The sequence below is a fragment of the Enterobacillus tribolii genome, assembly GCF_003363015.1.
Classification (GTDB): domain Bacteria; phylum Pseudomonadota; class Gammaproteobacteria; order Enterobacterales; family Enterobacteriaceae; genus Enterobacillus; species Enterobacillus tribolii.
The window spans coordinates 494459-518456 of record NZ_QRAP01000001.1 but is presented as its reverse complement, the minus strand read 5'-3'; the positions used below and the strand labels follow the sequence as shown (position 1 = coordinate 518456).

23 protein-coding genes and 2 tRNA genes are annotated in these 23998 nt (G+C 57.1%); 14 read left to right on the top strand and 11 right to left on the bottom strand.

All coding sequences use genetic code 11. From position 1 onward, the window contains the following. The first annotated feature begins 244 nt into the window (after positions 1–244). From C8D90_RS02230 to C8D90_RS02210, 5 genes are read left to right on the top strand one after another with little or no spacing between them, the layout of a single operon-like run. Positions 245–1819 (top strand): ABC transporter substrate-binding protein, encoded by a 1575-nt coding sequence (locus tag C8D90_RS02230; protein ID WP_115456779.1) that lies wholly within the window; start codon positions 245–247, stop codon positions 1817–1819. Next, positions 1804–2784, top strand: coding sequence for an ABC transporter permease (locus C8D90_RS02225; RefSeq protein WP_115456778.1), 981 nt, complete (start codon positions 1804–1806; stop codon positions 2782–2784). Before C8D90_RS02230 ends, C8D90_RS02225 begins: the two co-directional genes overlap by 16 nt. Then, positions 2784–3590 carry an ABC transporter permease gene (locus C8D90_RS02220; protein ID WP_115456777.1) on the top strand — a complete coding sequence of 269 codons (807 nt, stop codon included), beginning with the start codon at positions 2784–2786 and terminating at the stop codon, positions 3588–3590. Before C8D90_RS02225 ends, C8D90_RS02220 begins: the two co-directional genes overlap by 1 nt. Beyond that, positions 3590–4381, top strand: a complete 792-nt coding sequence (locus tag C8D90_RS02215) for an ATP-binding cassette domain-containing protein (RefSeq protein WP_115456776.1) — start codon at positions 3590–3592, stop codon at positions 4379–4381. Before C8D90_RS02220 ends, C8D90_RS02215 begins: the two co-directional genes overlap by 1 nt. Then, entirely contained in the window at positions 4375–4980 is a 606-nt protein-coding gene (locus C8D90_RS02210; protein ID WP_115456775.1) for an ATP-binding cassette domain-containing protein, read from the top strand. The genes C8D90_RS02215 and C8D90_RS02210 overlap by 7 nt, the downstream gene beginning before the upstream one ends. Before the next feature lie 103 nt (positions 4981–5083). Here C8D90_RS02210 and C8D90_RS02205 read toward each other — a convergent pair whose 3' ends face one another. Beyond that, positions 5084–5728, bottom strand: a complete 645-nt coding sequence (locus C8D90_RS02205) for a transglycosylase SLT domain-containing protein (RefSeq protein WP_162844345.1) — start codon at positions 5726–5728, stop codon at positions 5084–5086. A gap of 165 nt (positions 5729–5893) precedes the next feature. Between C8D90_RS02205 and ghoS the strand changes: the two genes are divergently transcribed. Both ghoS and C8D90_RS02195 read left to right on the top strand, forming a co-directional pair. After that, positions 5894–6193, top strand: coding sequence for a type V toxin-antitoxin system endoribonuclease antitoxin GhoS (gene ghoS / locus C8D90_RS02200; RefSeq protein WP_115456773.1), 300 nt, complete (start codon positions 5894–5896; stop codon positions 6191–6193). Positions 6194–6744: 551 nt separating this feature from the next. Continuing rightward, entirely contained in the window at positions 6745–7608 is an 864-nt protein-coding gene (locus tag C8D90_RS02195) for a fructosamine kinase family protein (RefSeq protein WP_115456772.1), read from the top strand. A 39-nt stretch (positions 7609–7647) separates the two neighbouring features. Here C8D90_RS02195 and C8D90_RS02190 read toward each other — a convergent pair whose 3' ends face one another. Then, a complete protein-coding gene (locus C8D90_RS02190) occupies positions 7648–8193 on the bottom strand; it encodes a YniB family protein (protein ID WP_115456771.1) in 546 nt (181 codons plus the stop codon). A gap of 197 nt (positions 8194–8390) precedes the next feature. On the opposite strand from C8D90_RS02190, the gene hxpB reads away from it, so the two are divergent. The 3 genes from hxpB to C8D90_RS02175 all read left to right on the top strand — a co-directional run bounded on the left by hxpB (position 8391) and on the right by C8D90_RS02175 (position 11355). Further along, entirely contained in the window at positions 8391–9053 is a 663-nt protein-coding gene (hxpB, locus tag C8D90_RS02185; protein ID WP_115456770.1) for a hexitol phosphatase HxpB, read from the top strand. A 150-nt stretch (positions 9054–9203) separates the two neighbouring features. Continuing rightward, entirely contained in the window at positions 9204–9749 is a 546-nt protein-coding gene (locus C8D90_RS02180; RefSeq protein WP_115457233.1) for a metal-dependent hydrolase, read from the top strand. Positions 9750–9963: 214 nt separating this feature from the next. After that, positions 9964–11355: an L-cystine transporter gene (locus C8D90_RS02175; RefSeq protein ID WP_162844344.1), complete on the top strand. Its 1392-nt coding sequence runs from the start codon at positions 9964–9966 to the stop codon at positions 11353–11355. A gap of 30 nt (positions 11356–11385) precedes the next feature. Here the strand turns inward: C8D90_RS02175 and C8D90_RS02170 are convergent, their stop codons facing one another. The 6 genes from C8D90_RS02170 to kdgR form a co-directional block, all read right to left on the bottom strand. Next, positions 11386–12366, bottom strand: a complete 981-nt coding sequence (locus C8D90_RS02170; protein ID WP_115456768.1) for a CfaE/CblD family pilus tip adhesin — start codon at positions 12364–12366, stop codon at positions 11386–11388. Between the two features lie 6 nt (positions 12367–12372). Then, positions 12373–12510 carry a hypothetical protein gene (locus C8D90_RS22075; protein WP_162844343.1) on the bottom strand — a complete coding sequence of 46 codons (138 nt, stop codon included), beginning with the start codon at positions 12508–12510 and terminating at the stop codon, positions 12373–12375. A gap of 1 nt (position 12511) precedes the next feature. Further along, positions 12512–15193 carry a TcfC E-set like domain-containing protein gene (locus tag C8D90_RS02165; RefSeq protein ID WP_115456767.1) on the bottom strand — a complete coding sequence of 894 codons (2682 nt, stop codon included), beginning with the start codon at positions 15191–15193 and terminating at the stop codon, positions 12512–12514. A gap of 69 nt (positions 15194–15262) precedes the next feature. Next, positions 15263–15790, bottom strand: coding sequence for a CS1 type fimbrial major subunit (locus C8D90_RS02160; protein ID WP_115456766.1), 528 nt, complete (start codon positions 15788–15790; stop codon positions 15263–15265). A gap of 120 nt (positions 15791–15910) precedes the next feature. After that, positions 15911–16630, bottom strand: a complete 720-nt coding sequence (locus tag C8D90_RS02155; RefSeq protein WP_162844342.1) for a fimbria/pilus periplasmic chaperone — start codon at positions 16628–16630, stop codon at positions 15911–15913. 364 nt (positions 16631–16994) lie between these two features. After that, positions 16995–17783 (bottom strand): DNA-binding transcriptional regulator KdgR, encoded by a 789-nt coding sequence (gene kdgR / locus C8D90_RS02150; protein WP_115456765.1) that lies wholly within the window; start codon positions 17781–17783, stop codon positions 16995–16997. A gap of 193 nt (positions 17784–17976) precedes the next feature. Here kdgR and C8D90_RS02145 point away from each other — a divergent pair, with 193 nt between their 5' ends. Further along, positions 17977–19356 carry an MFS transporter gene (locus C8D90_RS02145; RefSeq protein WP_115456764.1) on the top strand — a complete coding sequence of 460 codons (1380 nt, stop codon included), beginning with the start codon at positions 17977–17979 and terminating at the stop codon, positions 19354–19356. Here C8D90_RS02145 and C8D90_RS02140 read toward each other — a convergent pair. After that, a complete protein-coding gene (locus C8D90_RS02140) occupies positions 19347–20003 on the bottom strand; it encodes a riboflavin synthase subunit alpha (RefSeq protein WP_115456763.1) in 657 nt (218 codons plus the stop codon). The genes C8D90_RS02145 and C8D90_RS02140 overlap by 10 nt on opposite strands. A gap of 220 nt (positions 20004–20223) precedes the next feature. On the opposite strand from C8D90_RS02140, the gene C8D90_RS02135 reads away from it, so the two are divergent. The 3 genes from C8D90_RS02135 (at position 20224) to C8D90_RS02125 (ending at position 21905) form a co-directional block, all read left to right on the top strand. Further along, positions 20224–21597, top strand: a complete 1374-nt coding sequence (locus C8D90_RS02135) for an MATE family efflux transporter (RefSeq protein WP_115456762.1) — start codon at positions 20224–20226, stop codon at positions 21595–21597. Positions 21598–21741: 144 nt separating this feature from the next. Further along, positions 21742–21818, top strand: a tRNA-Val gene (locus C8D90_RS02130). A gap of 10 nt (positions 21819–21828) precedes the next feature. Beyond that, a tRNA-Val gene (locus tag C8D90_RS02125) sits at positions 21829–21905 on the top strand. Between the two features lie 130 nt (positions 21906–22035). On the opposite strand, the gene mhpE is transcribed toward C8D90_RS02125, so the two are convergent. Further along, positions 22036–23046, bottom strand: a complete 1011-nt coding sequence (mhpE, locus tag C8D90_RS02120; protein WP_115456761.1) for a 4-hydroxy-2-oxovalerate aldolase — start codon at positions 23044–23046, stop codon at positions 22036–22038. Then, a complete protein-coding gene (gene mhpF / locus C8D90_RS02115; protein ID WP_115457231.1) occupies positions 23043–23993 on the bottom strand; it encodes an acetaldehyde dehydrogenase in 951 nt (316 codons plus the stop codon). The genes mhpE and mhpF overlap by 4 nt, the downstream gene beginning before the upstream one ends. Between the last annotated feature and the right edge of the window lie 5 nt (positions 23994–23998).

Below are 23998 nucleotides of genomic sequence, written 5' to 3'. Positions count from 1 at the left end.
GTTGCGGGGAAACGTAAGGCTAATCGCTGCCCCGTTCACATAACACCCGGAGAATGCTAATGAATTGGCATCTTTGTTTCAGAATATGAAATGTCCTATCCCCGTTCAGAAATGTCGATGAGTATGCAAAAAACCAAAAAAGTGCATACTTTTTCCTGCTGAACTGTTTCAGGTCATATTTAGCCGGCACCGGCTCTGGTATAAACTCCGCCAATATCAAGGCCATAATAATAAAAGGTTAACTATGATCCCCTTCAGGAAAATCGCCGGCGCGCTGGCGCTGACTCTTACCATGACGGCGCCGGTATTCGCCGGCGAAGCAACGCATACCCTGAAACTGGCCATCGGCGCCGAGCCGACGGAAGGCTTCGATCCCCTGCTGGGCTGGAGCCACGGAAGTTACCTGCTGCTGCACAGTCCGCTGCTGAAACAAAACGCCGATCTCAGTTGGGAAAACCTGCTGACGGAAAGCGTAACGCCGGACAATGACGGCAAGCGCTGGCATATCACCCTCAAATCCGGCCTGAAATTTTCCGATGGTTCGCCGCTGAGCGCAGAAGACGTTGTTTTTACTTACAATCAGGCGGCAAGCAGCGGCGGCAAGATCGACATGGGCAACTTCTCGTCCGCTAAAGTCACCGGCCCGTTACAACTGGAAATTACCCTGAAAGCGCCGCAGAGTACGTTTGTGAACGTACTCGGGTCACTTGGCATCATCAGCGCCGCTAAATATAACGCCCGCGACTATGCGCAGCACCCCGTCGGTGCCGGCCCTTACCGCCTGGTCAGTTTCCAGCCCGGTCAGCAGTTAATCGTTGAAGCCAACCCCTATTACGCCGGAAAGAAAAATGATTTCGCCCGGCTGATTTTTGTGTTTCTGGACGAAGACAGCGCCTACGCCGCTGCACAAAGCGGTCAGCTCAGCGTAGTGCGGATCCCGCCGGCAATGGCGATCGCGCCGCAAAGCCAGCTTAAGCTCTGGGTTCGCCCCAGCGTAGAAAACCGCGGCATCATGTTCCCGATGGTGCCGGCCGGTAAGCCGGACGCCAACGGGAACCCGGTGGGCAATGATATCACTGCCGACGTCGCCATCCGCCGCGCCATCAACTACGCCGTCAACCGGCAGCAACTGGCGGACGGCCTGATGGAAGGCCACGCAGTCCCCGCCTACAGCGCGGTGCAGGGGCTGCCGTGGGATAACCCGCAGGCTGCATTCAGAGACGGTGACGTGAAACAGGCACAGCACATTCTGGAAGACGCCGGATGGAAAAGCGGCCCTGACGGCATCCGGGTCAAAAACGGTAAAAAGGCGCAGCTGACGCTGTGGTACGCCAGCGGCGACAGCACGCGGCGCGATTTGGCGCAGGCGGTGCGTTCCATGCTCAAGCCTATCGGCATCGACATGACGCTACAGTCCGGCAGTTGGGAAACCGTGGAACGCCATATGCACGCCAACCCCACGCTGTTCGGCTGGGGAAGCCTGGACCCGATGGAGTTGTACCATCATTACAGCAGCAAGGCCGCAGGCGTTGAGTATTACAACCCCGGCTACTACCATAACACGACGGTAGACACGCACCTGCAACAGGCGCTTGATGCGCCGGACTGGCAAAAGGCGCTGCCGTTCTGGCAGCAGGTCCAGTGGGACGGGAAGACCGGCGCTGGCGTACAGGGCGACGCCGCCTGGGCCTGGTTGCTGAATATTCAGCATACCTATCTGACCGACAAGTGCGTCGATCTGGGCAAAAGCGCGCCGGAAATTCACGGCAGCTGGTCATTGCTGAATAACCTGCAGGACTGGAAATGGACCTGTCGCTGATGCGGCGCGCCGGTGCCGGCCTGTTACGCCTGTGCGTTTTACTGCTTCTGGTCGCCGCCGGCACCTTTACCCTGCTCAGTTTCTCGCCGGTAGATCCCATCCGGGCATACATCGGCAATGATTTACTCCACGTTCCGCCGGAACAATATCCGCTGATCGCCGCCCGCTGGGGGTTGGATCAGCCCCTGTGGCTGCGCTTCTGGCACTGGTTCAGTCAGTTGCTGCATGGCGATATGGGCTATTCCATGCTGTATAACGCCCCGGTCGCACAGGTGATCGGCGAGCGTTTCAGCACCTCCTTTATTCTGCTGGCCGGCGCATGGCTGCTTTCCGGCGCGCTGGGCCTGTTGCTCGGCCTGACCGCCGGGCGCTATCTCAACCGCTGGCCGGATCGTTTAATCTGCCGGCTCAGCTACCTGCTCTCATCCCTGCCCACGTTTTGGGTCGGGCTGCTGTTGCTGGCCCTGTTTGCGGTGCACTGGCCGCTGTTCCCCGTCTGCTGCGCCTGGGAGCCGGGCAACAGTGCGGCGGAAGCCGGGCTGGGAGAGCGTATCCATCACATTGTGCTGCCCCTTCTGGCGCTCAGCCTGCTGGGCGTTGGCACAATCGCGCTGCACACCCGCGCCAAAGCGGCCGAAGTGATGGGCAGCGAATTCATCCGCTACGCCCGGACGCAGGGAGAGCGAGGCTGGTCGTTGATTCGGGTCCACGTCCTCAAACATGCGCTGACGCCGGCGTTGTGCCTGCAATTCGCCTCCGTCGGCGAACTGTTGGGCGGTTCGCTGCTGGCGGAAAAAGTGTTTGCCTATCCCGGACTGGGCCAGGCGACCGTCGATGCGGGGCTGCGCGGCGATGTGCCGCTGCTGATGGGCATCGTCCTGTTTTGCACGCTGCTGGTATTTACCGGCAACGGCTGCGCCAACGTGCTACTGCGCCGCATGAACCAGGCTTTGGAGCGTGACTGATGCTGCATAATCCCGCTCCGGCCCTGTGGCGCTTTCTGCTTTCCCTGCTGTTGCTCATTTTGCTCACCGGTTACGGTGTCACGTTGTTACACAGCGATATCGCGCTGGACCTGGGCAGCCGTCTGCAGGCGCCCTCCGCCGCACACTGGTTCGGCACGGATAATCTCGGGCGCGACCTGTGGCAGCGCTGCTTTCAGGGAATGACCAGCAGCCTGCAAATCGGCATCAGCGCCGCCCTGTTCAGCGGCATTATCGCACTGGTATTAAGCGGCGTTTCCCTGCTTCATCCGCGGCTCGACACCCTGGTCCGCCTGCTGATCGATACCCTGCTGGCGTTGCCGCATCTGCTGTTGCTGATTCTGATCTGTTTCACCCTCGGTGGCGGAAAACAGGGCGTGATCATGGCCGTGGCGTTTACCCATTGGCCGCGCCTGACGTTGATCCTGCGCGCCGAAGCGTTACGCGTGCGCACCAGCGACTATGTGATCCTGTCCCAGCGTTTCGGCAACGGCGCCTGGCAGCGCTGGCGGACGCACTATCTTCCCGCTCTGCTCCCCCAATGGCTGACGGGTACCCTGCTCATGTTTCCTCACGCCGTGCTGCACAGCGCGGCGCTCAGTTTCCTCGGCTTCGGCCTGGCGCCGCACGAGGCATCGCTGGGAATATTGCTGGCGGACGCGCTGCGCTATCTGACCACCGGCGGGTGGTGGCTGGCGCTGTTCCCCGGCCTGCTGCTGCTGGTGCTGGTTCTGCTGGTTGACCAAAGCGCCCGTATGTTGCAACGACTCTGGATTAAGGAGGGCTGATGCTGTCGTTTAAACACATCTCCATTGAGCGCGCGCACTACCGCTGGTACGGGAAAAAGCAGTGGCGTCCGCTGCTGCACGATGTGTCTTTCTCGCTGAATCCGGGAGAATTGGTGGCGCTGGTCGGCACCAGCGGCGAAGGGAAAAGCCTGTTGTTGCAGAGTGCGCTGGACCTACTGCCCGACAACCTGCGCCGGCGCGGCGATATCTGCCTTGACGGTGAAACCCTGCCGCCTCAGCAACTGCGCCGCTTACGCGGCACGACCCTGTGCTACGTCCCTCAGGGCGTTGATGCCCTGAATCCGCTGCTTACGGTGCATTCACACCTTAACCGCGCCATGCGCCTTACGAACAGCGGCGGCCAGGGCGTGCTCAGCCAGCAACTTCAGCGGCATCAACTGGCGCTGGACGTTCTGAAACGCTACCCGCGCCAGTTGTCCGGCGGCATGGCGCGACGGGTTCTGGCCTGTTGTGCCACGCTCAGCCCGGCCCGTTACATTCTGGCCGACGAAATCACCGCCTGGCTGGATAAAGAAGCCGCCGCGCAAATGTTGGATCAGCTTTGCCTGCTGCGCCAGCGGGGATGCGGCATTCTGTGGGTGACGCATGATCTGGCCCTGGCCGCCCGTTACGCCGACCGTATACTTTCGCTGCATCAGGGTACGCTGTGCGACAACCTGACCCGCCGACAGTTGACCGAGGGTGGCGGCAGCGAGCAACTGCGCGCCCACTGGCAGGCGCTGCCGGAATACCACACCCTGTTCGCGCCGGAAGGCAGCCCGTCATGCTGACGGTAAACCACCTCACCATCACGCAGGGAGAACGCCAGCTCTGGCGGGACTTCAGCCTGCAACTGCTTCCCGGCGAACGCATCGGCATTGCCGCGCCCAGCGGCTGGGGGAAAACCACCCTGGGCCGGGTACTGGCCGGCTGGCAACCCGCCCTGAGCGGCGACGTTCTGCTGGATGGCAAGGCGCTCCCACTGAATGGCTACTGCCCGGTGCAGCTGGTGCCGCAACATCCCGAACTGACCTTCAACCCTTACCGCACCACGGACCGTTCCCTGAACGACGCCTGGCGTCCGGATGACGCGCAGCTCGAACGCTTCGCCGTGCAGGCGGAATGGCTTAACCGCCGCCCGCACCAGCTCTCCGGCGGGGAACTGGCGCGCATCGCCCTGCTGCGGGCGCTCGATCCCCGTACCCGAGTGCTGATCGCCGATGAAGTCACCGCGCAACTTGACCCGCGTATTCAGCGTTCAATCTGGCAAGAATTATTACTGGAATCACGGCAACGGCCGCTGAGCATGATTATTTTCAGCCATCAGCAGGCTCTGCTGGAACAGGTATGCCACCGGATTATTCGTTTTCCGGCGGAAGGTACGGAGTAAAGAAGAAAAAATGCGCTCCCGCGCAACGGGGAGTCCGGGAAGAGATGACTGTGGTTAACCAGCAAACGGGTTGGAGCTAACCACAGTCAGGACAACGCCTGGCTTACTGCAACATCGCCAGATAAGCGTTATTCACCTTCCACAAATAGCGGGGTGCCTGCGGCGCCGGGTGCTTACGCTGGATGTGCTGGTAGAACTGTTCCGGCGTCAGCGCATTGATTTTGTCGATCGCGACCTTTCTGTTGGGCGAGAACGTCCGCAACATGGCGCCCGCGCCGTTAACGTAGGCCACAATAACCGCATAGCGCATCGTCTGAGGGTTCGAAATGTCTGCCAGTTGATCGCGCAGAATACTCAGATAAGCCGTCCCCAAATCGATATTTACCGCCGGGTCTTTCAGCTCTTCCGTAGTCGGCTCGCCGTAGCGGCCTTTCTGCCGGTAGGCGTCACGCCCCGCGGTGGAAGCCTTAAGCTGCATCAGGCCAACGGCGTTGGACTTGCTGACCGCACGCGGATTACCGCCGGACTCTACCTGGATAATGGCCTTGATTAATGTTTCATCAATCCCGTAATTATTGGATGCAGAACGGATATAGCTGTTATAACCCGTTTCCGGCGGCGTGCCCGCATTCAAATACTCCATGCTGGGCCTGTTCATTATCACTTTTGTTTGCGGCGGGGGCTGCTGCTCTTTCGCACATCCGGCCAAAAGCAATACCGCCAGCATGCAACCGATTTTTATTTTCACCGTTGCGTTACCCTCTTCTTTTGGTCTCCATGTCGGATCGACTGATGTTGCCAGATAAAAAAGGGGTTTGGCTAGTTGATTTTTACGCTCTGTTGCTTATTTCACCCTTTTTTACATATTTCTGGGCTATTCTTAGAAGGTATCTCAACTATTCCGGAGTGCCCCATGAGTCAATCAGGTATTGCCAGTTACGTTGTCATTTTCAATTATCCACCATCTTCGCTGGCAGATATTACCAAACTGAATAATCAATTGATGCTGGAGGGCTTCGCCACGACCATTGCCGACGCGGACGGCATTCCTCACCAACTGGCGCCGGACAGTTACGCCGTCACCAGTTCGCTGAGCCATGCAGACATTGCACGGTTAACCAAGGCCCTGGGCAAAACCGCGCTGGGATTTGAGCCGGAGGTTGAAGTCATTCTGCGCGATGATTATTTTTCCCGCCTGCGGGCGCAGCGCTGATTTTTCACCCGTAATTAATTGCATGAAATTGCGCGTGTAGCTGAAAAAATGGATAAACGGGACAGAATTGGTAAGAATATAGACTCAGTTCACAGAATTAATTCCCGTTTCCCTTTGTCATTATTGTTGCGCATTTTCTATGCTGCCATGACATAAATATGACTAACGAATGACAATGGCGTTCAGCAACGAAAGCGTTACTTGCAGGAAAGCAGGTTTGTATTTGTGATTTCAGACAAAAAGACAATATATGCCACAGACAAATACCCTGCACATCTGTTATGTATATATTCAAGTAAATTATTAGAACGAACATTCGACGTTCAACACATAAACAGCGATAGGTCGCGACAGGTTTAATTTGCCATCCGGCGCGGACCTTCTGAACAGGGTTCATCCAGTATGAACCTGCCGCCGTCAGCGGCGCAGAAGCCGGTTCCGTTCGCCGAGTGATGCTGAGAGTGATAGACAGTTTCGTGCGCAACACGTGGGCCGGAGAGCAGGCCCGGTGTCAATAACTGAGTCAGTCAGGCAACACAAGGGGGATTACCATGTGGCCAGTCGTTAGTCGTCTGTTAAGCGAGCATTTTGACGAAACCTTTACGCTACGCGATAAAACCGAGTTGCCCGGCGGCGAAGTTCATCAGGCCTGGCATATCAGCGACGGCGTGCGTGATGTTTTTGTAAAATGCGACTCACCTGAATTTCTGCAGGATTTCAAAGCCGAAGCCGACCAATTGGAGTTGCTGGCCCGCAGCCAGACCGTGCGGGTGCCTGAAGTTTACGGCGCCGGCAGCGACCGCGATTACAGTTTCCTGTTGCTGGAGTACCTGCCGATACGCCCGCTTGACGCACACAGCGGCTATATTTTTGGTCAGCAACTCGCCCGCCTGCATCAATGGAGCGACCAACCACAGTTCGGCCTGGATTTCGATAACCTGCTCGCCACCTCTCCCCAGCCCAACAGCTGGCGGCGGCGCTGGGCGCAGTTTTTCGCCGAGCAGCGCATCGGCTGGCAGCTGCAGCTGGCCGCTGAGCGGGGCATTTCCTTCGGCAATATTGATGACATCATCGCGGCAGCAGAGCGGCGTTTGCAGGGCCATCAGCCCCAGCCGTCACTGCTGCACGGCGATCTGTGGCCGGCCAATATCGGCCTGAGCGCGCAGGGGCCGGTGATTTTCGATCCGGCCTGCTACTGGGGGGACAGAGAGTGCGATCTGGCGATGCTGCCGCTCTACCCGCTGCTGCCGGCGCAGATCTACGACGGCTACCAGAGCGTCTGGCCGCTACCCGCGTCGTTCATCGAACGTCAGCCGGTTTATCAGCTTTATCATCAGCTTAACCAGTGCAACCTGTTCGCCGGGCCGCATCTGGAAAGCGTCATTCACGCCATTGATAAATTGATGAGTGAGTAATGCGGTGCTTCCCGCCCGGTTTTCCGGGCGGGGGAATGATCAGAGAATCCCCAGCAGACGCAGCGCGAAATACGCGGCAGCGGCAATAATGACGGGCAGAATATACAGCGGGAAAAATTGCAGGAAGATCGTATGATGCGGCAATTGCACCTTCGCCTCCAGCTGTTCACGGCTCATGCCCTGTTCTCCCTTCGCGTTCTCCAGAATCATCTGGTCGTCCAGCCCTTCACGAATGTGACGCACCTGACGGGACATCCGCGCGCCGGAAGCCTGCAGCGCCAGGCCGACGAAGATCAGCCAGTAAATAACGAAAAACGCAATCTTCACCACCGTCCAACCCTGCCCCAGCGTGGGAACCGGCGAGTTGAACCAAAATACGTTCAGGAACGACGTATTAAACTTGATCATGTCGATCATGACATGCAAGAAATCCATCATTACCGCGTTGATGCCCGCCTGTTTCTGGCTCATCTGATACAGAAACTCCAGCACAGAAACAACGGTGGACAACAGGGCGGGAATAAAAATAACCCAACCGGCAATCCGTTTGATAACCGCGATCCATCCTGCGCGCTGATATGTCATTCCTTCCCCTTAACGCCTTTTTTAAGACCTTCGGCCAAAACAGTTTTCGCAGTCTACGTGTCGATACCGCTTCCCGCAATATCCTGATACCCTTTCGTCCACTTCTAAGAAAGTATAAACGCCTTAATTCCTTCCTGAACGAATGCTACATTATGGCCCATCTCACATCGTTGATCGTTATCCAGGAGAACACGTTAATGAGCACCCACGGGCGTACCGCCGCCGCGATTTTCGACATGGACGGGTTGTTGATTGATTCCGAACCTTTGTGGACCCAGGCTGAACACGACGTGTTTTCCGCCCTCGGTCTGGACGTACACGCCGCCAACATCCCCGAAACGCTCGGGCTGCGCATCGATCAGGTCGTCAGGCTCTGGTATCAGCGCTTCCCCTGGCAGGGGCCGGCGCAAGAAGAAGTGGCGCAACGCATCATTGAGCGCGTCATTGAACTGGTGGGCATCACCCGCCCCCTGCTTCCCGGCGTGGAGTCTGCCCTGCAACTCTGCCGCGATCAGGGGCTGAAAATCGGCCTGGCCTCCGCCTCTCCGATGTACATGCTGGAGCACGTGCTGGATATGTTTAACCTGCGCCACTACTTCCAGCAGATCGTTTCTGCGGAGCATCTGCCTTACAGCAAGCCGCATCCGGAAGTGTACCTGCGTGCCGCCGGGCAACTGGAGACGGACCCGCTGGCATGCGTTACCCTTGAGGACTCCTTTAACGGCATGATCGCCACCAAAGCGGCGCGTATGCGTTCCATCGTGGTGCCGGCAGCAGAGTTTGGCAACGATCCGCGCTGGGCGCTGGCTGACGTAAAACTCAGCAGCCTTACCGACCTCCGCCCGGAGCACCTGGGCTAACCCCGCCGCCACACGCTTCCTTACATTATTTCCCCCGCGGGAGAGGTTGTTATCTCCCGCGCTTTTCCTGTATATTTTTCCAGTTATACTGTGACAACGTCACCAGCCGTATTCGCGGCGACAGACACTGACTGAAATTATGGGTTGATCATGACGGCTGAAGGCCACCTGATTTTTTCCGTTGCCTGCGCAATTTTTGCCGGAAAGGCGGAGCTGACGCCAGCCCTGACCAACGGGGATTGGTGGCATATCATCCCCGGCGCGCTGCTCACCTGCCTGCTGCCCGATATCGACCACCCCAGTTCCGTACTGGGCCAGCGGTTGCGCTGGATTTCCGCCCCTATCGCCCGCGCCTTTGGTCACCGGGGGTTCACGCACAGCCTGCTGGCGGTGTTCGGCGGCGTTTTTCTGCTGCAATGCCAGTTGCCGGCCAGTTGGGGCATTCCACCCGACGTTTTGCATGCCATGGCGATTGGCTATCTCAGCCATTTACTGGCGGATGCCCTGACGCCCGCCGGCGTTCCTTTGTTGTGGCCGGTACGCTGGCGTTTTTGCCTGCCGCTGCTGTATAACGATAAAGGAAACTCACCGCTCGAACGGTTATTCTGTCTTGCCCTGGTCGGATATTCCCTGTATTGGGACGGCGTTATGCCCGATATGACCGCGATTTTAAGACGGATAGACCATCTTTTTTAGCCAGCTATAAGTGAAAATGCTGTCTTTATCACCTTTTTGCTGATTTCTTGCCCAAAAAACGTCGGTTAGTTCTATTAAATTTCCTTTAGGTATAAGAGGAAACATTTACGCTGCGGTAACATATAACGAATCAACGCTTATCCCGTCATATTGACGTGGTATACGTGCCTGGCATGACCAAAAAAAATTTAAAAATAACATTGGAGACATTGGGATGAATCTACCGTTGGTAGTCAACATAGTGGTCTTTATCGTGCTGTTGCTGTTACTGGCGCAAACCCGCCATAAGCAGTGGAGCCTGGCAAAGAAAGTCTTGCTGGGCCTGGTGATGGGGGTAGCCTTCGGCCTGGGCCTGCAGCTGGTTTACGGCGCCGACAGCCCGGTGCTGAAAGCTTCCATCAGTTGGTTCAATATCGTTGGCAACGGTTACGTACAGCTGCTGCAAATGATCGTCATGCCGCTGGTGTTCGCCTCCATTCTCAGCGCGGTCGCCAAACTGCATAACGCCTCCTCGCTGGGCAAGATCAGCCTGCTCTCCATCGGCACGCTGCTGTTCACTACCATGATTGCAGCACTGGTCGGTATTCTGGTCACCAATATGTTCGGGCTGACCGCCGAAGGGCTGGTTCAGGGCACTCAGGAGAGCGCCCGCCTGTCGGCCATCGAGAACAACTACATCAGCAAGGTGTCTGACCTCAGCGTACCGCAGTTGGTTCTGTCGTTTATCCCGAAAAATCCGTTCGCCGATTTAACCGGCGCTAACCCGACCTCCATCATCAGCGTGGTGATCTTTGCCGCTCTGCTTGGCATCGCCGCCCTGCAATTGCTGAAAGACGATCAGGTGAAAGGCCAGCGGGTTGTGGCGGCAATCGACACGCTGCAATCCTGGGTCATGAAGCTGGTGCGCCTGATCATGCGTCTGACGCCTTACGGCGTACTGGCGCTGATGACCAAAGTGGTGGCCGGCTCCAACATGCAGGACATCATCAAGCTGGGCAGCTTCGTGGTCGCCTCTTATATCGGCCTGGCTATCATGTTCGTCGTACACGGCCTGTTGCTCTCGCTGACCGGCATCAACCCGTTTAAGTTTTTCCGCAAAGCCTGGCCGGTACTAACGTTTGCCTTCACCAGCCGCTCCAGCGCCGCCAGTATCCCGCTGAACGTGGAAACCCAGACCCGCCGCATCGGCGTGCCGGAATCCATCGCCAGTTTCTCAGCCTCGTTCGGCGCGACTATCGGCCAAAACGGCTGTGCCGGCCTTTACCCCGCCATGCTGGCTGTGATGGTCGCTCCCACCGTCGGTATTAACCCGCTGGACCCGCTCTGGATCGCCACGCTGGTCGGTATCGTCACCGTCAGCTCCGCCGGGGTTGCCGGCGTCGGCGGCGGCGCCACCTTTGCCGCGCTGATCGTGCTGCCCGCCATGGGGCTGCCGGTGACGCTGGTCGCGCTGCTGATTTCCGTCGAGCCGTTGATTGATATGGGACGTACCGCGCTGAACGTCAGTGGATCGATGACGGCAGGCACAGTGACCAGCCAGTTGCTACGCCAAACGGACAAGAACGTGTTTAACAGCGAAGAAGAAGCGGAACTGCTTCACCAGTAACTTGCGCCCGTTCCCCCGCTCACGCAGGCACTAATCCACTGTCGGCGTGGTCGGGGTGAACATCACGGTCAATGTACCGCTGTAATACCCCGCATTCTTATCCTGAACGTTAAAGCGTTTTACGATGAGCTCCAGCGACGCAGGAACGCACAAAACCGGAGTCGGCACGGTGGGCAACCGGACCGGGCGGACATGTTCCCGATCGATATCAGACCTGATGATCAACTGATTATTATGTACATCCAGCATGCCGCCGGTATGCGCATCAAGCATCTTGACGTGATAATCGATCCTGTCGCGCTCCGGCCCGATTTCGCCGCCGACCCGGTAAATGGAAAAGTCACTGTTTGCCCGCCCTTCGTGCGCCTGCAGGCTATCGTGCAAAACAATCTCATACTGCGTGCTGTTGGCGTTATAACCGTCGTACAGGCACATATCCAGCATGGTAATGTCCTGTGCCGTCACCCTGCCCGTTGGGGAGCCTGTCGGGTGCAGTTTCAACGCTATCCGCGGCGTGGCGAAGCTGAATTCCGGAAAGTAAATATCGATATTTGACGGATCGATAACGTTTAAAGTGATATCAGCATTCCAGGCCGTGGTGTTGTTTGGTCCACCAGCCCGCCAGGACGTCATACGTAAAGACGCCGTCCAGAGGCCGCCAACGGGAAGCTTTTTCAATTCGGCCGCCGGGATCCAGATATAAAGGAAGGATTCTGTCGTTGCAGCCCCGCCGCAAGACACCCCTCCTGCCGTGTTCAGGGAGCGTTTGGTTCTGTAACAACCGGGAACATTAATCCAGGCCGGTTGCCGGTATCCCTGCAACGTAAGCACCACTTTCATTCCTGAACGTTTTTCAGTAAAAAGCAGCTTAACCGGCGTATACGTGGAGGCCGATCCTCCTGCTCGCGCCGGGCAGGCGCCGGTATTGGTATTCGTCGTACTGCGGCATACGACGGTATTCCCCGTACCATAATTTCCATCATTCGCGGTTGGCGCCCTCCCCTGGCTCACATTTTGCTACACCCAAATATCCCCGCCCGGACTGGCGCGATTGATCGTGCGCTCCAGTACCCGATTATCCCCGGCCTGCGCCATCTTTAAGGGGATTGCCCAGCTAAACGCCATTAGCATCAACACTGTGATTGTCTTTTTCATTCTACTTTCCCTTACCACCGTATGCGGTTTCCAGCGCATTACGCCGTTTCAGCCCGGCTAACTCACCATCACGCACCGCCTTCGGCAATCCGTCCTCTGCGACGACCAGACACTGCACCTCTCCGACGTAGCGCACCACCGCCCGGCGTTTTTGTACCTTCAGCGGGCACCGGTAATAATGTTGTCCCGAGAGCAAATAAAGCATGCGCGGCTGACCGGTAAGCTGAGCGGTAAATCCTCCGTCCTCCGTCAATATCAACATCCGGCTGTTCAGCCCGATGATCGGATATTTCCGCGCCTGCGGCGGCAATAACAGCCGCCCGATATAACCAAAGCGTTGCTCCGCCGCCACCTGCCGCACCCGCAGTTTGCCCGGCAATAGCATGACATGACTGCTGCCGGCGCCGCTCAGCACCGTCGTCGTTGCGCCCTGTTCCGCCGAGCGGCCGTCGCTGATGTCAATCAGCCCGGACTCATACGGCATCAGCGGGAAAAGCGCGGTTCCGCCCGCAGACATGCTTACCGGGCTGTTGCCGCCAACGCGCGCCTCCAGCGCAACCCCGCTCTGTGCCTCATCCCCGTCGTCTCCCCCGGCCACGTCCACCAGCACTGCCGCAGCCGGCTCGTTAACGCCCGCCCCGCCCCAGTTCAACCCGTGCCGCGAGAGGGCGAACGAGGAACTGTAGGCGCCACTGAGTGCCGAATTGTGCGAATTACTGCGCCTGTCGTAGCTATCTGACAACGTGGCGTTCAGATTGCCGTAGCGGCCGTTGTAGCGACCGCTTAGCGCGGTGTCCACCGTATCGCTGTTGATCCCGCCGGCCTCGACCGACAGCTCCTTATGATCCTTCTCATCCCAATACCAGCTGTGGGAAACCCGGTAAGAGCTCTGAGTATCGGAGCCTTTGCCGTTACGGTAATCCGCACTGAAGCGCGTACTCTGGCTGCGGTTATGCTCATCCGCCTGCGGGTTTTTATTAAAAGAGAGCGAAAGATACATGCCGTTATCACGATGCGCATAGCCGCTGTCATCGCGGCTGAACACGCCGAACGTGCCGCTAATCGTCCACGCCTCGCGGTTCCACGCCCGTGAGGCGCTCAATTGCCAGGTACGCGAGACGGCGTTTCCCGTGGTTTGATTCAGAACGTTGTCCGTAAAGGAGTTCGTACTTTGCCAGGAACGGGTAGCGGCATAATTCTCCGTGCGCAGGAAGCTCAGCACCGTATTCCAGCCGCTGACTGATGTCGTCAGCGAGGCATTCAGGTTTTTGAGGCATCCCAGCTGTGTATAAGCGCCGTTGCCGTTATTGCCGGAATCGCAGCCCGCGTCGCCGCTGGCGTACCGATACAGGCTGAGCGACGGCAAACCTTGCGCCGTCCAGGTCAGTTGCTGACTGTCGCCGTGCCCGCCCTGAGCATCGCGATAGACGTTTACGCTCACATCCGGCCGCCCCGCGGCGCCGAAGTCCGGAGTGACGTCAACGCCGCCCTCCGCCGCCCGAACGCCCCTCGCCAGCGCGCCGCCCGCCGTTAAGGACAGCATGTTAAACAACGGAATCCGCACGCCTGCCTGATAGGCGCTGTTTTCGCCGCTATCATTGTTATCGTCGCTGATCTTCCCGCCCTGAATGAACCAATGCAGGCGCCCGTCGTCCATGCCGCCGGTTTTGGCAAACGATGTGGTATCAACGCGCATGAGCTGATTGCCTTCATAGATGTACAGGTTCAGCGTATAACTGCCGTCGGGAAACTGGGCGGTGTCCAGCGACTGATTACCGGCGGGAAGATAAAAGGAGCCCAGCAATTGGTTATTACGGTAGGCGTCCACCCGGGAGTTTTGCGAAAGCAGCACCGTAACCGGCGTACCCTGGCTGACGCGTTCGTGATTCACGTAACTCAGCGTGCTGCCGGCGCGGATGCCATCGATCGCGCCCAGCGGTAAAAAGCTGAAGCTGAAATTTCCCCCGCGGTTACTGAACAGCGTGCGGTTATCCATCCGCCCGAGTTGCAGGTAATAACGCCGGTCAATGTCATAGCGATAGTAGAGATTACTGATATCCGCGCTGTTATCGCTGGAGTCGTCGCTTTTTGCGGCGGTGAGCGACCAGTCTGCGCCGATATAACTATTCTCTGTAACGCCCAGCGCGTCTGAATTTTGCAGATAGAGGCTGCTGTAATCGGCCTGAGCCAGCATATTCAGGTCTTGCTCATGGATTAACGCGTTTTCCACGTCATTTTTGTCCGCACTCAGATACAGCGATTGCCGGCCGTTAACCGGCATCCAGTCATCGCGTAAAAATAGCGTCACGCGGGACTCTTCGCTGTCATAAATCACCGCCACGTTATCCGTTTTCAGATAACCGCATCCCGTTTGCACGAAAGCATCATGACAGGCCAGAATTTCATTACGATCCAAAGGCGCAGAAAGTGCGTGCAGGATGGCCTCATAGTCGGCGTTGCCCGGCGGTAACGGAAGTTCAAGCGCGGCAATCAACTGGTCAGGATGAGTAAACCTGACCGTTTCCGGGCTGACCGTTGCGTCGAAAGGACCGATTTTCTTCCCCGACAGCACCACTTCCACACGCTCCTCAACCCCTTGCGTTAAGTCCTCGAATTCATCCGGCGCCTTGGCCTGTGAGTTCAGCGAAACTAAAATCAACAGGGCCAGTAAGTTTTTTTTCATCACGCAGCATCCCTCCCTGCTGACCAATTAAGCGCCCGCGCACTCCGGCGCGGGCAGATAAAGTCCCTGTCACCCGCCGGTGGCGGCATCCTGGAACAGATAAATGCTGACTACGCCCTGATAAGAGCCGGCCGGCAGTGCGCCTTTCGTCGTCTGGGAGATCTTCAGCGCCCGTGATACAGAGCCGGTAGTTGCCGCGTCCGCCCCATTCGGAAAGATATCCCCCGTTTTCAGGGCCAGATCTTTCGACGTGGAAAGCACATCACTCCCCCAGGCTACGGAGAGCGGAACAGGGGTGGCATCGGCGCCCGTACTGTTTACCAGCTGCGGCTCAGCAATCAGCTTCATGTGCACGTCGCCATCGCCGGATGACGTCGAGTTCGACCAAATTTTGCTCATGATGCTGACCGGAGACAGACCGCTGCCGGGGACATACTGCATTTCGACTGAGTTCGGCAGCGCAGAACCATCCGCCTGAGTCATGTCAATAGAAGGGTCGACGTTTGCCGTAACGGTAATATCTTTCTGTATCGCTAATGCAGAGCCGGCCGTTGCCAATAAAATTGCAGCAATCACAGGTTTAATCATGTATTTCATTTAAATATCCTTATTTGAGATTTAATACGTTAACTTTTAATGAGTAAATAGAATTCCAGATACTTCTTTCCATCGGGAAGTACCACGTTTTAAATTGCCGTTTATCTTTACGATAAATTATTACAGTGAGAATGTTTGAATATCAGTTTTGTTCTTTATCCAATCCTTATAAGTAATTTCTACTTTTCTAGTTCCGGCCAAAGGCGGCAACGCATAATTACCATCCGGAAACAGGTTGTGATTATCCTTTTTATGCGAACACTGCGCACCGCTTTGTCCTTTGCGGCATAATGCAACATCAATAATTTTTACCCGCTGCGTGCCCTGATTTAATAATTGGGTGTTATCCGCAGAAAGTGAAAGGTGAATAACCGGCTGGCGCGGAGGAACGGAAACCAATACGCCCCATACCAGATTCACCGATACCTCGGAACTGATCGTTTTATCATTCACGACCAGGTTGTCATCCAGTGAAGGAACGCTCAGAAACTTCACCCGGTAAAGGGTCTCTTTCTCCTGAGGCTCCATCGCCACCATGTTGACACGTTTACCGGCGCCGCCGGGAATGGCGAACTTAGGCGGCATGACCACCAGGCCATTACCGCTGCTGTCCTTAACGGCAACTTCTTTTTCCTGCGGCGTAGCCGGGTTTTCAATCCGGAATACGTTCGTTTTTATATATTGAACGTTGCCGGACTTAGATATAACCTTGACGCTTCCTTCCCCACCTGCATTTAATCCCAGCGCCATGGGATATATTGTCATATTTGCGCTGGCGCATAGCGGCAAGGCCAACAAGCTGAATAATAACGTACGGGTTTTATTAAACCTTAATTTCATATAGCACTCCTGATACAAAAATCTCTTGGCGTTATTACTGCGTTCTGATGAAGTAAACTATATCAGTCTTTAAAAATTAAAATACCACCTAAGATCTATCCATATGTGTACAAAAGTGAATTCATAGCCCATAGTATTTGCCGGCAACAAACACATTATTTCCAATTATTCAATTTAGCTTTTTCAGGCTGAAATCATCAGTTCTCCGGCTGAATTCAAGGTATACGACATAAAACAGTTGAATAAATTTATCTTAACTAAACGGTGGATTCAGATATTAAGGCCATATCAGCGCTGCCCTTATGACGAAAAAAAGCCCTGCACATATGGCAGGGCTATTGTCATCAGGAACAACACGACCGCATCACTGCGGATAATTGTGATATCCCATCTGTTCAGAGATATTTTTTGCGGCTTTCTTCAGCATCGCCACGTAGTCGCCTTTTGCCTCTTCCGAGAAACGAATCGTCGGGAAGGAAATACTCAGCCCGGCAATCACCACGCCGAAACGGTCAAACACCGGCACGGCGATGCAGCGCAGCCCTTCTTCCTGCTCTTCGTTATCTTCGCCGAAACCCTGTGCCTTCACCTGGTCCAACGCGGCCAGCAGTTCCGCCGGCGTCATCAGGGTATTCGCGGTGCTGCGGCGGAAATCGATGTGTTCAACGATTTCGGTGACTTCCGCACGGTCACGCCAGGCCAGCAACACCTTGCCGATGGCGGTGGTGTGCAGCGGGTTGCGGCGCCCGATACGGGAATACATGCGCAGGTTGTACATGGAGTCGATTTTGTGGATGTAAACGATGCTGTCTTCATCCAACGCGCCCAGGTGGATAGTTTCCCGCGTCAGGCGGGAAAGCTCGCGCATTTCAATGTCCGCGCTGCGGATCAAATCAACGTTTTGCAGCGCATGCGCGCCCAGTTCAAACAACTTCAGCGTCAGGGAATATTTCTCTGACTCGCTTTCCTGAGAAACGTAACCCAGCGATTTCATGGTCTGCAAGAAACGGTATACCGTACTTTTGGACATCATCACCCGCTGCGATAACTCGGTAATGCCAATTTCACGCTCTTCCGTCAACGCCTGCAAAATGCCGAACACCTTCAGCACCGAGGAGACGGAGTCGGGCTGTTTATCCAGATCTGTGCTCATTCTCGTTGTCTATCCTGATTATTTGTTTTCTAACAAACCAAACCGTTGTTTCAGTATAAGAGGAACATATTACGAAATACAGCACTCATCCACCAGAGAGTGATCGGGGCAAAACATTTCGCAGCGTCCGGTATAATTGCTACACTCCGGCCGCCGCTCATCCCACGCGGTTTAACCAGCAATGCAGGCATCCATGACCGAAAAACTCACCGACGGACTCCCGTTACCGCAGCGCTACGGCGCCATCGCCACCCTGATTCTCGGCCTGATCATCGCCGTGCTGGACGGTACTATCGCCAACGTTGCGCTGCCCACCATTGCCCGCGATCTCGACGCCAGCGCCGCCGCCTCGGTGTGGGTGATTAACGCCTACCAATTGGCGGTCATCGTCGCCCTGCTGCCGCTGGCGTCGTTGGGAGATATTATCGGCTACCGGCGCATCTATCTGACCGGCATCGTGGTATTCAGCCTGACGTCGCTGGCGTGCGCATTGTCAGACTCGCTGTGGACGCTGACGCTGGCGCGCATACTCCAGGGGCTGGGTGCGGCGGCGCTGATGAGCGTCAACATCGCGCTGATGCGTATCGTCTATCCGCAGCGCTACCTCGGTCGCGGTATGGGGCTCAATGCGTTAACCGTCGCCGTCTCCTCCGCGGCCGGCCCTACCGTGACGGCGGGCATTCTTTCCGTGGCGAGCTGGCCGTGGCTGTTCGCCATCAACGTACCGATTGGCATCCTGGTGCTGTTTTTGGGATTACGCTTCCTGCCCGCCAATCCGCCTAAAGATCACGTCCAGCGTTTCGACGGCTGGAGCGCCGTCCTTAATGCGCTGACGTTCGGGCTGCTGATCGCCGCGCTTGGCGGATTCGCCCAGCGTCAGGACGTGCTGCTGACGCTGGCTGAGCTGGCCGGCGCCCTGATTATCGGCGCGATTTTCGTCCGCCGTCAGTTGCATCAGAGCTACCCGCTGCTGCCGGTGGATCTGCTGCGCATCCCGATGTTTTCCCTCTCTATCGGTACCTCGGTGTGTTCGTTCAGCGCGCAGATGCTGGCGTTCGTTTCATTACCGTTTTTTCTGCAGGGTGCATTGGGGAAAAGCGAAGTCGCGACGGGGTTGTTGCTGACGCCCTGGCCGCTGGCGACGATGGTGCTGTCACCCATTGCCGGGCGCTTGATTGAAAAATTCAATACCGGGTTGCTCAGCAGCATCGGCCTGGCGCTGTTCGCCGCCGGATTGCTGTCGCTGGCATTGTTGCCGCAACACCCGTCAGACCCGGACATCATCTGGCGTATGGCGCTGTGCGGCATCGGTTTCGGCCTGTTTCAGTCGCCCAACAACCATGCGATGATCTCATCGACGCCACGCAGCCGCAGCGGCGGCGCCAGCGGCATGCAGGGCACCGCGCGTTTGTTTGGTCAGACGACGGGCGCTGCGCTGGTCGCCCTGATGTTCAACCTGTTCGGTCCGCAGGGCACCCACGCCAGCCTGTTGCTGGGCGCCCTGTTTGCCGCATTGGCGGCTGGCGTCAGCGCCATGCGTATCCGGCGGCTGACGACGGCGGTTCAGTCGTGATGGGAAGCGGGACGATCGCCGGATACCAACGCCGCACCCTCGCGGTTTTGCAGCACGCGCTCTACGGTATCGACGATCGCCTGGGTCTGCGGATCAAGTTCGATATTCACTTTATCGCCCAGGCGACGGCTGCCGAGCGTGGTGCGTTGCAGCGTTTCCGGGATCAGGTGCACGCAGAAACGGCTTTTGGTCACTTCGCCGACGGTCAGGCTGATGCCATCAATGCCGATAAAGCCTTTGTGCAGGATATACTTCATCATATCCGGCGTCGGCAGGCGGAACCAAATCTGACGGTTGTGTTCCGACGTCAGAATCTTCACCACTTCCGCCGTGCTGACGATATGCCCCGACATCAGATGCCCGCCAATTTCGTCGCCGAATTTCGCCGCCCGCTCCAGATTCACCAATCCGCCCGCTTTTACTTCACCCAGATTGGTCAGGCGCAGCGTCTCCTTCATTAAGTCAAAGCTAACCAGATCGCCGTCAATATGCGTGACGGTCAGGCAACACCCGTTGTTCGACACAGAAGCCCCCAACTCCAGCCCCGGCAACAGCTCCGGCGGAAATTTCACCACGTGAGTCCGAAAGTTCGATTTTTCATCAATCGCCACCACGGGAGCCGTGCCCTGAACAATGCCTGTAAACATACATTTCGCCTCTGTGATTATTCGAATTCATTACTCATTGTGCTGCCAGTGTACCGAATATATGGTCAAAACCAAATCTGCTGCTGTTACGTATTATCTTCCGTAGTTTTCGTTCTCATTGTCATAATGAGCGGGTAGAATTACGGGTTCGCTTCTTTTTTTAATCCGCGCGGGTGTCCGTGCGGATTTTTATGCTCTGAATAAATTGAAAGGTGTATGCGTGCAGAAATATCTATCAGAAGCGCGTAGTTTGTTGGCTTTAGCAATTCCCGTCATTCTCGCGCAGTTTTCCCAGACAGCCATGGGCGTCGTCGATACGATCATGGCAGGCTCCGTCAGCGCGACGGACATGGCCGCCGTCGCCGTCGGCACCTCCATCTGGCTGCCGTCGATCCTGCTCGGCCATGGCCTGGTGCTGGCGCTGACGCCGGTTATCGCCCAGCTTAACGGCGCAGGGAAACGGGAAAATATCGCGCATCAGGTACGCCAGGGGTTTTGGCTGGCCGGCGCGGTTTCCGTGCTGATCATCGCGGTGCTGTATAACGCCCGCTCCGTCATCAGCCTGATGCATGACATCGACCCGAAGCTGGAAGATACCGCCGTCGGATTTCTGCATGCCATCATGTGGGGCGGCCCCGGTTACCTCTTTTTCCAGGTTCTGCGTAACCAGTGTGAAGGGTTGTCCAAGACCAAGCCGGGGATGGTTATCGGCTTTATCGGCCTGCTGGTCAACATTCCGGTTAACTACATCTTCATCTACGGGAAATTCGGCGCGCCGGCGCTGGGCGGCGTAGGCTGCGGCGTGGCGACAGCCACCGTGTATTGGGTGATGTTTTTCATCATGCGCGCCTACACCCGCCGCGCGTCGTCGTTCCGCGACATCACCCAGATGCAGCGTTTCGAACCGCCCCGCTGGGAGACCATCCAGCGGCTGATCGGCATCGGCCTGCCGGTCGCCCTGGCGCTGTTCTTTGAAGTCACGCTGTTCGCCGTAGTGGCGCTGCTGGTTTCGCCGCTGGGCGTAGTGGCCGTGGCCGGCCACCAGATCGCGCTGAACTTCAGTTCACTGATGTTCGTTATGCCGCTGTCGCTGGGCGTGGCGGCCACCATCCGGGTCGGCTTCCGTCTGGGGCAAGGCTCCGCGGCCAACGCGCGGGTTTCGGCGCTGACCAGTATTGCCGTCGGCGTAATGATGGCGGTCTGTACCGCCGCGTTCACCATCATTTTCCGTGAGCCTATCGCCCTGCTCTATAACAACAATCCGGAAGTGATCACCATGGCCTCGCATCTGATGCTGCTGGCGGCGTTGTATCAGATTTCAGACTCCATTCAGGTGATCGGCAGCGGCGTGCTGCGCGGCTATAAAGACACCCGTTCGATTTTCTTTATTACCTTTACCGCGTACTGGATCCTGGGCCTGCCGATCGGCTACCTGCTGGCGCTGACCGACTACCTGGTTCCCCATATGGGGCCGAGCGGCTTCTGGTTCGGCTTTATTATCGGCCTGACCTCCGCCGCCGTGATGATGGCATTGCGTATCCGCTGGCTGCAAAAACAGCCGGAGAGCTGGATACTTCAGCGCGCATCACGCTGACCGGCGATGTTTTTTTAGCCGCGAATGTACAGTTACTCGGCAATCGTGTGAAATACGGGGGAAATTTTACGTTTCCCCCTTGCCAGCCGTACCCTATGCCGCTAATATTCGTCCCCGTCGTCAGCTGACGGCAGGTATTCAGATGCGTTCATAGCTCAGTTGGTTAGAGCACCACCTTGACATGGTGGGGGTCGTTGGTTCGAGTCCAATTGAACGCACCATTTCTTCAGTGCGTCCGTAGCTCAGTTGGTTAGAGCACCACCTTGACATGGTGGGGGTCGGTGGTTCGAGTCCACTCGGACGCACCATGCAGCGTTAATCCTTCAGTATTATCTCCCTGAATTTCCCATTATTTTGCCTTGCCGGAATACGGCGTGATTTGCTTTTCAGACAGGAAAGTAATTGCGGGCCGAACGATGCCGGCCCGGCAGGCAACACTCACCGGTTACGCAAATCGAGCGCAACATCGACGATCATATCTTCCTGCCCCCCCACCATGCGGCGTTTGCCCAGTTCGACCAGAATATCCACCGCGTTCAGACCATATCGGGCCGCCGCGGCTTCACAATGACGCAGGAAGCTGGAATAGACGCCGGCATAGCCCAGCGCCAGCGTTTCGCGGTCGACCCGCACCGGGCGGTCCTGCAGCGGCCGCACCAAATCGTCAGCCGCATCCATCAGCGCGTAAAGATCGGTGCCGTGATTCCAGCCCATTTTATCGGCGGCGGCGATAAACACCTCCAGCGGCGCGTTACCGGCACCCGCGCCCATACCGGCCAGGCTGGCGTCAATGCGGTCGCATCCCTCCTCTGCCGCGACAATGGAGTTCGCCACGCCCAGGCTCAGGTTATGATGCGCATGTATGCCGGTCTGTGTTTCCGGTTTCAGCACGGCTTTCAGCGCCCGGAAACGGGCGCGGATATCTTCCATATTCATCGCGCCGCCGGAGTCCACGACGTAGACGCAGGTCGCGCCATACTCTTCCATCAGCTTCGCCTGTTGCGCCAGATTCTCCGGCGTGGTCATGTGGCTCATCATCAGGAAACCGACGGTATCCATGTCCAGTTCCCGCGCATAGGCGATATGCTGTTTCGACACGTCCGCTTCGGTACAATGGGTGGCAACCCTGACGACCCTGGCCCCGGCCCGGTATGCGTTTTTCAGATCGTGGATCGTGCCGATCCCCGGTAATAACAACGTCGCGATGCGCGCATTACGCACCGCATCGGCCGCCGCCTCAATCCATTCCAGATCGGTGTGCGCGCCGAAACCATAGTTGAAGCTGGAACCCTGTAAGCCATCGCCGTGCGCGACTTCAATGGAATCCACGCCGGCGTCATCAAGCGCTTTGGCGATCTGGCGCACGTTTTCCAGGCTGTACTGATGACGAATGGCATGCATGCCATCACGCAACGTCACGTCGGAGATATAGAGTTTTTTACCGTTCATGCTACCGCCCCCGCAGCCTGAGTCAGTGATTGCGCCATTCTTTCGGCGGTCGCCAGCGCTGCCGATGTCATGATATCCAGATTACCGGCGTAGGCCGGCAGATAGTGCGCTGCGCCTTCCACCTCGAGATAAATGGCCGTTTTCAGGCCGGAAAAGCGCCCGATGCCCGGCAGCGTCACCGGTTTGTCGTGCGCAATAACCTCGAACTGCACCTTTTGCTTGAGCCGGTAGCCCGGCACGTAGGCCTGCACCGCCGCGGCCATTTCGTTCACTGAGGCTTCAATTTCCGCCTGGTCAGCGGCATCGCTTAACACATACACCGTGTCGCGCATCATCAGCGGCGGTTCCGCCGGATTCAGGATAATGATCGCCTTCCCTTTTTCCGCACCGCCGACCGCTTCAATGGCTTTGGAGGTCGTTTCGGTGAATTCGTCAATGTTGGCGCGCGTTCCCGGGCCGGCGGACTTACTGGCGATAGAGGCGATGATTTCGGCGTAATGCACCCGCGTCACCCGGGACACCGCCGCCACCATCGGAATGGTCGCCTGGCCGCCGCAGGTCACCATGTTCACGTTGCCGCGATCGAGATTGGCTTCCAGGTTCACCACCGGAACGCAGTACGGCCCGATGGCTGCCGGCGTCAGGTCAATCAGGCGGATGCCCGGCTTGGCGCCCCGCAGCGCCGCGTCATTCTTCACATGGGCGCCCGCGCTGGTGGCGTCGAATACGATGTCGATCCCGGCGAACTCCGGCATACGCAGTAAACCGTCCACGCCTTCATGGGTCGTCGCCACGCCCATACGGCGCGCCCGCGCCAGACCATCAGACGCCGGGTCGATCCCGACCATCACGCTCATTTCCAGGTTACTGGCATTACGCAGAATTTTTATCATCAGATCGGTGCCGATGTTACCGGAGCCGATAATGGCGACTTTTTTCTTACTCATCATTT

Bases quoted from the DNA above. Each gene is read 5' to 3' on its own strand.
- C8D90_RS02230 (WP_115456779.1), top strand. From the start codon at position 245: ATGATCCCCTTCAGGAAAATCGCCGGCGCGCTGGCGCTGACTCTTACC.
- C8D90_RS02225 (WP_115456778.1), top strand. From the start codon at position 1,804: ATGGACCTGTCGCTGATGCGGCGCGCCGGTGCCGGCCTGTTACGCCTG.
- C8D90_RS02220 (WP_115456777.1), top strand. From the start codon at position 2,784: ATGCTGCATAATCCCGCTCCGGCCCTGTGGCGCTTTCTGCTTTCCCTG.
- C8D90_RS02215 (WP_115456776.1), top strand. From the start codon at position 3,590: ATGCTGTCGTTTAAACACATCTCCATTGAGCGCGCGCACTACCGCTGG.
- C8D90_RS02210 (WP_115456775.1), top strand. From the start codon at position 4,375: ATGCTGACGGTAAACCACCTCACCATCACGCAGGGAGAACGCCAGCTC.
- ghoS (WP_115456773.1), top strand. From the start codon at position 5,894: ATGAGTCAATCAGGTATTGCCAGTTACGTTGTCATTTTCAATTATCCA.
- C8D90_RS02195 (WP_115456772.1), top strand. From the start codon at position 6,745: ATGTGGCCAGTCGTTAGTCGTCTGTTAAGCGAGCATTTTGACGAAACC.
- C8D90_RS02190 (WP_115456771.1), bottom strand. From the start codon at position 8,193: ATGACATATCAGCGCGCAGGATGGATCGCGGTTATCAAACGGATTGCC.
- hxpB (WP_115456770.1), top strand. From the start codon at position 8,391: ATGAGCACCCACGGGCGTACCGCCGCCGCGATTTTCGACATGGACGGG.
- C8D90_RS02180 (WP_115457233.1), top strand. From the start codon at position 9,204: ATGACGGCTGAAGGCCACCTGATTTTTTCCGTTGCCTGCGCAATTTTT.
- C8D90_RS02175 (WP_162844344.1), top strand. From the start codon at position 9,964: ATGAATCTACCGTTGGTAGTCAACATAGTGGTCTTTATCGTGCTGTTG.
- C8D90_RS22075 (WP_162844343.1), bottom strand. From the start codon at position 12,510: ATGAAAAAGACAATCACAGTGTTGATGCTAATGGCGTTTAGCTGGGCA.
- C8D90_RS02165 (WP_115456767.1), bottom strand. From the start codon at position 15,193: ATGAAAAAAAACTTACTGGCCCTGTTGATTTTAGTTTCGCTGAACTCA.
- C8D90_RS02160 (WP_115456766.1), bottom strand. From the start codon at position 15,790: ATGAAATACATGATTAAACCTGTGATTGCTGCAATTTTATTGGCAACG.
- C8D90_RS02155 (WP_162844342.1), bottom strand. From the start codon at position 16,630: ATGAAATTAAGGTTTAATAAAACCCGTACGTTATTATTCAGCTTGTTG.
- kdgR (WP_115456765.1), bottom strand. From the start codon at position 17,783: ATGAGCACAGATCTGGATAAACAGCCCGACTCCGTCTCCTCGGTGCTG.
- C8D90_RS02145 (WP_115456764.1), top strand. From the start codon at position 17,977: ATGACCGAAAAACTCACCGACGGACTCCCGTTACCGCAGCGCTACGGC.
- C8D90_RS02140 (WP_115456763.1), bottom strand. From the start codon at position 20,003: ATGTTTACAGGCATTGTTCAGGGCACGGCTCCCGTGGTGGCGATTGAT.
- mhpE (WP_115456761.1), bottom strand. From the start codon at position 23,046: ATGAACGGTAAAAAACTCTATATCTCCGACGTGACGTTGCGTGATGGC.
- mhpF (WP_115457231.1), bottom strand. From the start codon at position 23,993: ATGAGTAAGAAAAAAGTCGCCATTATCGGCTCCGGTAACATCGGCACC.